We start from the raw sequence: 524 nt of genomic DNA on the forward strand, positions 1-524 counted from the left end.
GCCAGCGGTGTTGCCTACAGTTTCGACAACGGCCTCAGCTATCAGTCAGATGATGTAAAGAGTGGCTTGGCTTCAGGCATTTACCAACTCAAGGTTCGCTCAACGGCTTCGGGCTGCGAGTCATCATTTGTGAGCGTAACGGTGAACATTGCTCCGGAAATACCGGCCAATCCAACGGCGGGTGTGGTGCAGCCGACCTGTGCCGTTTCGACGGGAGCGATTACGATCAATACGCCGGCCAGCGGTGTTGCCTACAGTTTCGACAACGGTCTGAGTTATCAGTCAGGCAATGTAAAGAGCGGTTTGGCTTCAGGCATTTACCAACTCAAGGTTCGCTCGACGGCTTCGGGTTGTGAGTCAGCGCCCGTGAGCGTTACGGTGAATGCCGCTCCAACTGTACCGGTCAATCCAACGGCGAGTGTGTTGCAGCCGACCTGTACCGTTTCAACTGGAGCGATTACGGTTTCTTCGTCGTCTACGGGTGTTGAGTATAGCTTCGACAACGGCGTTAGCTATCAGGCAGG

Annotated in this window: 1 protein-coding gene; it reads left to right on the forward strand. The window is 54.8% G+C overall.

Translation table 11 applies throughout. The annotated features are described in order from the left end of the window. On the forward strand, positions 1-524 hold a 524-nt coding region (locus tag AC23NW_RS36260), incomplete at both ends, for a hypothetical protein (RefSeq protein ID WP_487455600.1).

It is taken from the genome of Arsenicibacter sp. R0_47, assembly GCF_057652235.1.